Annotated in this window: 1 protein-coding gene; it reads right to left on the bottom strand. The window is 59.4% G+C overall.

The window, feature by feature from the left end; translation table 11 throughout:
* Positions 1–254, bottom strand: a 254-nt coding sequence (locus KVS71_RS17920) for a TRAM domain-containing protein (protein ID WP_217585211.1), incomplete at both ends; no start/stop codon positions are given.

Raw genomic sequence — 254 nt, 5'->3', positions numbered from 1 at the left:
TGCGCCTCATACGTCATATGCTGAAGCTGACAGCCGCCGCAGCTGTCGTAGACGGGACAGGGCGGCTTTTGACGGTGTGGCGAAGCCTTTTCCACCTCGTCCAGCTTGGCCGTGATATAGCTCGGCTCGGCCTTCGTCACCGTCGCTTTCACGACTTCCTCCGGCAGCGTTCCATCGATGAAAACTGCCTTGCGCTTGTAATAGCCGACGCCCTCGCCGTTAATGCCGATCCGCTTGATCGTCACCACGATCCG

The sequence above is a fragment of the Microbacterium sp. GbtcB4 genome (genome assembly GCF_019091465.1).
Lineage (GTDB): Bacteria > Actinomycetota > Actinomycetes > Actinomycetales > Microbacteriaceae > Microbacterium > Microbacterium paraoxydans.
Note: the sequence above shows the minus strand (reverse complement) of the source record. Positions and strands in the feature narration are given on the sequence as shown.